Here is an 8,079-nt window from a genome sequence, read left to right on the forward strand (position 1 = left end):
CTATAACTATAAAAAATAGCTATGAAAAAATCTATCGTCATAGATTTCTTCATAGCTAATCTTAGTATGTTTTATTTTACAAATTAATATTTTGCTAGATTAAGACGTAGGTTTAACAACCTTAAAATCAAGTTCTTTATTGTCATTTAAATCTACTTTAATTATTGTACCTTCAGGTAGACTTTCTTTAATCATCATACGTGCAATTGGAGTTTCTATTTGTCGTTGAACAAAGCGTTTTAATGGTCTTGCACCAAATTGTGGTTCATACGCTTCTTCACCTAGCCATTTTTTCGCTTCTTCTGTCACTTCAATTGAGATATGTTGATCTAATAATCTCATATTTAATTGTGTTAAAATTTTATCTACAATCATACTCATATCATCAACTGATAATGGTTTAAATAACACGATGTCATCCATACGATTTAATATTTCAGGTTTGAAGTATGCATGTAGACTGTCCATAACTGCTTTCTCTGTATCATCACTAATTTCACCAGCATCTTTTACATTTTCAAGTAATACTTGTGAACCAATATTACTAGTCATGATGATAATGGTATTTTTAAAGTCAACACTTCTACCTTTAGAATCCGTAAGACGACCTTCATCTAGTATTTGAAGTAATACATTAAAAACATCGCTATGTGCTTTTTCAACTTCGTCTAACAAAATAACTGAGTATGGATTACGTCTAACTGCTTCAGTTAATTGACCACCTTCATCGTGACCTACATAACCTGGAGGTGCACCAATTAAACGTGATACAGCATGTTTTTCCATATATTCGCTCATATCAATTCTAATCATATGTTTTTCAGAATCGAAAAGTGATGAAGCAAGCGATTTTGCTAATTCAGTTTTACCTACTCCAGTAGGTCCTAAGAATAAGAAACTTCCGATTGGTCTATTCGGATCTTTAATTCCAGCACGTGCTCTAACTACTGCGTCTGATACTAAATCAACTGCTTTATCTTGACCTACTACACGTTTGTGTAAGATGTCACTTAAACTTAATAGCTTTTCTCTTTCTGTTTCCACAAGTTTAGATACAGGTATACCTGTCCATTGACTAACTATGTCGCCTATTTCTTCATCTGAAACGACTTCACGAATCATTCTTTCACTATCTTCGCCAGTTTCATCTTGAAAGGCTTCCTCAAATTCTTGCAATTCTTTTTCTAATTGCGGAATTGTACCATATTGTAATTCTGCTGCTTTTTCAAGATTACCTTCTGTTTGTGCATCTTCAAGAGCTTGACGACTACTATCAAGTTCAGCACGTTTTTCTTGTACTTTAGCAATTTTTTCTTTTTCTTGTTCAACACGTGATTTTAAAGAGGATTGTTTTTCTTTTTCATTAGATAATTCCTCTTGAAGCTCTTCTAAACGATGTTTACTTGCGTTATCAGATTCATTTTTCAAGGCGCTTTCTTCAATTTCTAATTGCATTACTCGACGATTTACTTGGTCTAACTCTGTTGGATTTGATCCCATTTCTGTACGTATTGTCGCACAAGCTTGGTCGACTAAATCTATAGCTTTATCTGGCAAAAATCTATCGGTAATATATCTATCAGATAGCTCAGCCGCTGCAACAAGTGCACGGTCTTGTATACGTACACCATGGTAGACCTCATAACGTTCTTTTAGACCACGTAAAATTGATATTGTATTCTCAACATCAGGTTCACTGACCCCAACTTTTTGGAAACGACGTTCTAATGCTGAATCTTTTTCAATATATTCACGATATTCATTTAATGTCGTAGCACCTATACAATGCAATTCACCACGCGCAAGCATTGGTTTCAACATGTTTCCTGCGTCCATAGCACCATCAGTTTTACCAGCGCCTACTAACATATGAATTTCATCAATGAATAAGATGATTCGACCTTCAGATTCTTTTACTTCTTTCAATACTGCTTTTAAACGTTCTTCAAATTCACCTCTATATTTTGCACCTGCAACTAAGGCACTTAAATCAAGCTCGAAAATCGTTTTATCGAGTAATGATTCTGGAACGTCTTTACGTACAATTCGTTGTGCTAAACCTTCAACAATTGCAGTTTTACCTACACCTGGTTCACCGATTAAAACCGGATTATTTTTTGTTTTTCGACTTAATATACGAATTGTATTACGTATTTCTTCATCTCTACCGATGACAGGGTCCATTTTACCTTGACGTACTTCTTCTACAAGATCACGACCATATTTTTCTAAAGCTTCATAGTTTACTTCTGGATTTTGAGATGTCACATGATTTCCCCCTCTAACTTTAGTTATAATTTCTTTTATCACTTCTACTTTATTACCGACCCATTTTTGAGTAGTTTCATCAGTATCTATGGCTGCACGTAATATATGCTCCATAGAAATAAACTCATCTTCATAGGACTTCATATATTTCTCGGCTTTATCTAATAATTCATTTGTTTTAGCACTAATATACTGTCCATACTGAACATTGTCACCTTGTACAGTTGGATAATGACTTAATTGATTATCGTATGCTTTTATTAATTGATCAACATCAATATTTGCTCGTTCTAATATACTTTTAAATAAACTATCATTTTCATTCATTGCAGCTTTTAACAATGCTTCAACTTCAATGTTTTGTAATTCATATTCTTTACTGTACGCGACTGCTTTTTGTAAGGCACCTTGTACAGCATATGTCATTTGATTAATATCCAAATTATTTCACCTCTATCATTAAGAGTAGATCAATATAGAGAAATCAAATTTGACTTTGACTTTCTTTGACCTTAACTATATTATAGACCTTCCTATCTATTTAATCAACAATAAAAGCTTATTTTTTCATTTTATTACGACATAGAAATGAAAAAAGAGAAAGAACTTAATTCCAAATGAATAGAGTTCTTCCTCAATGATTAATTTATTATTTCTTCTTTATATTTTTTAATATCTCATCTGTCAATGCCTCTACGCCATCATTTTCAAGATGGATTCCGTCTGGAGCAAAATACTCTGTATGCCCTTTTGAGCGACTATACCAATCAATTAGGGTTACATTCTTTTTATTTTTAGCTGCTTTTGCCATCAACTCATTAACATGACTTTCATATGATCTTGGCACTCTTGTATTCACAAGATACACTTGTGCTTTGCCAAATTTATCAATTAAATTATCTAATTGTTCTTTTGTAAAATCACCATTTGTACCTAACTCAAGTATGATTTGGTCTGATGGTTTATTATAATGTCTATATTGATTTTTAACGAGGCTCTCGGCCTGATAGAGTTGACGACCGACTTTGCCATCGATTTTAGCTTTGGGTACTTTCGTTTTAAATTGTTCCCCTATATCTACCATAACTGAATCACCAATTAATAATGGCTTAATTTGTGTATATACATCATTGTCTTTCTTATTCTCTTTGGTTTTACCATCGCTAGTTAACGAAATATTATCAATCGGTATCATATGAATAAGATATTGATCAGCCTCGTTTGTATTAAATGTTTGTGCTTTATTTGAAATTGTATCTTTTCCGAATTTATCGAAAGCTCCAACTAATATAAAAATAAAAGGTAACAACATAATTAACGTTACAATTGTTCTAATAAACTGAGGTTTGTAAGTTTTTTTATATGTAAAAGCCTTTAGACCTTCCTTCCTTAATGGCGTTTCAACATATCTAAATGATAATTCGGCTAATAATACAGTAATTACGATATCCATAATATAAACATAAGTTGGTAATTGACCATCAATAAAATAACTATGAATAAAGCTAATTACAGGAAAATGCCATAAGTATAAACTGTATGAACGCTTTCCAATGTATACAAATAAAGGATTTCCTAATAACTTAGCTAAAATTGTCGTTGGATGAACAACACTTGCAATAATTAGCAAAGTCATTGTTGAAATAAGATAAAATCCACCGTTATAAATCCAATCACTTTCATCACTAACAGTAAAGGATAATAGAATTAAAAATGTAAGTCCTATGATACCCGCACTATTAATCACAGTTTTTAATCCTTTAGGTGGATTGGGATTTAATTTAAAAGGTGGCCAGATAAATGCTAGAAGTACACCTAAAAGCAGTGTCTGCAATCTTGTATCAGTTCCAAAATATACTCTAGAATGGTTCAAGTGAGGTTGAGAAATAACAACCATCATTAATAATGAAACCAGGGATATGATCCAAAATATCAGTATGACATTTTTCTTTTTCTTAACTATTGCCATAAATAATAAGAGTACTGCTGGGAAAAAGAGGTAAAACTGCTCTTCAATGGCTAGTGACCATAGGTGCTTTAAAGGCATAAAAGAAAATTGCTCGAAATAATTGACATCTTTAGCAATATACCACCAATTAGATACGTAAAATATTGCTGCTATCATATCATGTTTAACTCTTACAATATGTTCGGGGTGCAATAATAAAGTTGCAATTCCAACTACTACTATTAATGCAAATACCGCTGGTAATAACCTTTTAATACGACGAATCCAAAAATTTTTAAGATTTATTGTTCCAGTATCTTCATACTCTTTAAGTAATAAGCTCGTAATCAAATAACCTGAAATAACAAAAAAAGTATCTACGCCTAAAAAACCACCTGTTAACCATTGTTTATTCAAGTGATAAATAATAATACCAATGACTGCAATTGCTCGCAAACCATCTAATCCAGGCATATATCGTATTTTTTTAGCAGAGCGATATTCATTATTTAATTTTTTTCTCATTGTTACATTCTTCCCTATTAATAATAAATTTCGTTAGACAAGTAACTTTTTTACTAATCAATTTCATAAGACGAACGCTATTGCTTCTAATCAACTTATTCAAACAAATTTTATCTCATTCAAATTAACAAGGTCATTCTCTTATGTTATAGCTATCCCTATCATATAGCGCACGTTTCCATTGAGTTAATTATCATACTTCGTAAGATATACCTCATTAAAAGGTTATAAGTCTTAAGTATTGTAATACATTTGTAATATTAATTCAATTTTATTATAGGCCTAATTTATAAAGATATTAAATGAACATACGATAATTCTTATTGAATTTTCTTTAATAATTAAAAAGGATAGCTACATCATTATTCCAAACAATGAGTAGCTATCCTTTATATTATCCGATGCCTAAAGCTATTTTGGCATATCGTGACATCATATCTTTATTCCAAGGTGGACTCCATACAATCATCACTTCTGTATCAGAAATTTCAGGAATCTCAGCCAAAACACTCTTAACTTGTTCAATAATTTGTGGTCCTAATGGACATCCCATCGAAGTCAATGTCATTTCAACTGTACATAAACCTTCATCATCAACATCAACTTTATATACTAAACCTAAATTAACGATATCTATCCCTAACTCAGGATCTATTACCATTTCAAGAGCGCCTAAGATACTATCTTTTAGTGCTTCTTCCATCAGTATCACCTCTTTAAAATTTTCTTTACACCAATATATCAAATATCCGACAAAACGCCAATAAAATGCTATGATACTGTTACATAATAATTAACAACACAAGGAGTAATATATGCAACCTTATTTAATTTGTCTAGATCTAGATGGTACATTATTAAATGACAATAAAGAAATCTCACCTTACACTAAACAAGTATTAACCGAATTACAACAATGTGGACACTACGTTATGATTGCTACTGGAAGACCCTATCGCGCAAGTCAGATGTATTATCATGAACTAAATATGAGCACACCTGTTGTTAACTTTAATGGAGCATTTGTACATCATCCAAAAGCAAACGATTTTAAAGTGATACATGAAGTACTTGATGTAGAAATTTCTAAAAATATTATTACAGCACTTCAACAATCTCATATTACAAATATCATTGCTGAAGTAAAAGACTATGTCTTTATAAATAGTTATGATTCAAGACTTTACGAAGGTTTTTCAATGGGAAATCCTAAAATTCAAACAGGTAATTTACTTGAAAATCTTAATGAAGCACCTACGTCATTACTTGTTGAAGCAGAAGAAGAAAATATTCCTGAAATTAAAGATATGTTAACACATTTTTATGCAGAAAATATTGAACATCGTCGTTGGGGCGCACCGTTTCCAGTAATAGAAATTGTGAAGCGTGGGATTAACAAAGCACGTGGAATCAAGCATGTTCAAAACTATTTAAACATCGCCGACGATCATATCATTGCGTTTGGTGATGAGGACAATGATATAGAAATGATAAAGTTTGCGACCCATGGCATTGCAATGGCCAATGGCTTGAAAGATTTAAAGGAAATAGCAAATGAGACTACGTATAGTAATAATGAAGACGGAATAGGTCGTTATTTAAATGACTTTTTTAATTTGAAAATACGTTATTATTAAGTTGAATAAACAATCCAAGTGATGATTAAAAAGGCATACGTGTTTTAATATCATACATATATATAAAGGAGAGACAACTATGAATAAAATTATAATAGTCGGTGCAGTTGCTGGTGGTGCGACTTGTGCAAGTCAAATTCGAAGATTAGATAAAGAGAGTGAAATCATTGTTTTTGAAAAAGATAGAGACATGAGCTTTGCTAATTGTGCATTACCTTATTATATTGGCAACGTTATCGAGGACCGTCGTAAAGTTTTAGCATACACGCCCAATCAATTTTATGACAAAAAGCAAATCACTGTAAAAACATACCATGAAGTTATACAAATCAATGATGAGAGACAAACAGTTACTGTCTTAAATCATCAAACTAATCAAACTTTTGAAGAAAGTTACGATACATTGATTTTAAGTCCTGGCGCATCTGCAAATCGATTAAACACTCATAGTGATATCTCATTTACTGTGCGAAATCTCGAAGATACTGAAACAATTGATACCTTTATTACGAATACCAAAGCACAACGTGCACTTGTTGTTGGCGCGGGTTACATCTCTTTAGAAGTCCTTGAAAATTTACATCATAGAGATTTGGATGTCACATGGATTCATCGCTCTACAAATATTAATAAACTAATGGATCAAGATATGAATCAACCCATCATCGACGAAATAGAAAAAAGAAATATCACTTATAGATTTAACGAAGAAATTAGTCACGTCAATGGACATGAAGTTACATTCACATCTGGTAAAGTTGAAAACTTTGATCTTATTATCGAAGGTGTAGGTACTCATCCAAATTCACAATTTATTAAATCATCTAACGTCATACTGAATGATAAAGGTTATATCCCAGTAAATCATAATTTCCAAACAAATATACCAAATATTTATGCATTAGGTGATGTTATTACTTCACATTATCGTCATGTGAATTTACCGGCACAGGTTCCACTTGCTTGGGGAGCACACCGTGGTGCAAGTATTATAGCTGAACAACTTTCTGGAAATTCGTCTATTCACTTTAAAGGTTATCTAGGAAATAATATAGTGAAATTTTTTGACTATACATTAGCAAGTGTTGGCATCAAACCAAATGAACTTAAAAATTTCGATTATGATATGGTTGAAGTTAAGCAAGGAGCTCATGCAGGATATTACCCAGGAAATTCACCACTACATTTACGTGTTTATTTTGAAAAAGACTCTAGAAAACTTATACGCGCAGCAGCAGTTGGTAAACAAGGTGCCGATAAAAGAATAGACGTATTATCAATGGCAATGATGAATAATGCTACTGTGGATGATTTAACAGAATTTGAAGTAGCATATGCACCTCCTTATAGTCATCCAAAAGATTTAATTAATTTAATTGGGTATAAAGCGCAATAACATTCCACACAAATCATAATTTATGAATAGTATGGGAAAAATAGTAAGAGTGACTATTTAGGAAAATGAACTTATAATTTTCATATAAAAAGAGGCTGGACAAAAAGGTTCAAGATAAGTAAAAAAAGACAATTTCTATTGAAATAATATAGAAATTGTCTTTTTCATAATTTTTTTGATTATTTTCAGCTCGTTGAGCTTTTACTTTTCTTATATTAAGCAACGATAATGTCTGAATTCATCGAATTCAGTCTCGGGAATTGTTTCTACAATATCATTTACATGTCGTGAAATATCATTTGTGG

Annotated in this window: 5 protein-coding genes; 2 read left to right on the forward strand and 3 right to left on the reverse strand. The window is 31.8% G+C overall.

The window, feature by feature from the left end; genetic code table 11:
• Positions 1-99: 99 nt before the first annotated feature.
• The 3 genes from clpB to AC1Q7N_RS11450 all read right to left on the reverse strand — a co-directional run bounded on the left by clpB (position 100) and on the right by AC1Q7N_RS11450 (position 5,444).
• Positions 100-2,709 (reverse strand): ATP-dependent chaperone ClpB, encoded by a 2,610-nt coding sequence (gene clpB, locus AC1Q7N_RS11440; protein ID WP_002467691.1) that lies wholly within the window; start codon positions 2,707-2,709, stop codon positions 100-102.
• Positions 2,710-2,917: 208 nt separating this feature from the next.
• On the reverse strand, positions 2,918-4,741 hold the full coding sequence (locus AC1Q7N_RS11445) for an acyltransferase family protein (protein WP_002489421.1): 1,824 nt from the start codon (positions 4,739-4,741) through the stop codon (positions 2,918-2,920).
• A 394-nt stretch (positions 4,742-5,135) separates the two neighbouring features.
• A complete protein-coding gene (locus tag AC1Q7N_RS11450) occupies positions 5,136-5,444 on the reverse strand; it encodes a metal-sulfur cluster assembly factor (RefSeq protein ID WP_001829290.1) in 309 nt (102 codons plus the stop codon).
• Between the two features lie 112 nt (positions 5,445-5,556).
• On the opposite strand from AC1Q7N_RS11450, the gene AC1Q7N_RS11455 reads away from it, so the two are divergent.
• Positions 5,557-6,378, forward strand: coding sequence for a Cof-type HAD-IIB family hydrolase (locus AC1Q7N_RS11455; RefSeq protein WP_001829328.1), 822 nt, complete (start codon positions 5,557-5,559; stop codon positions 6,376-6,378).
• 79 nt (positions 6,379-6,457) lie between these two features.
• Positions 6,458-7,774, forward strand: coding sequence for a CoA-disulfide reductase (locus AC1Q7N_RS11460; RefSeq protein ID WP_002467689.1), 1,317 nt, complete (start codon positions 6,458-6,460; stop codon positions 7,772-7,774).
• Positions 7,775-8,079: the final 305 nt, after the last annotated feature.

The sequence above is a fragment of the Staphylococcus sp. GW823-FHT05F06 genome, from assembly GCF_058795495.1.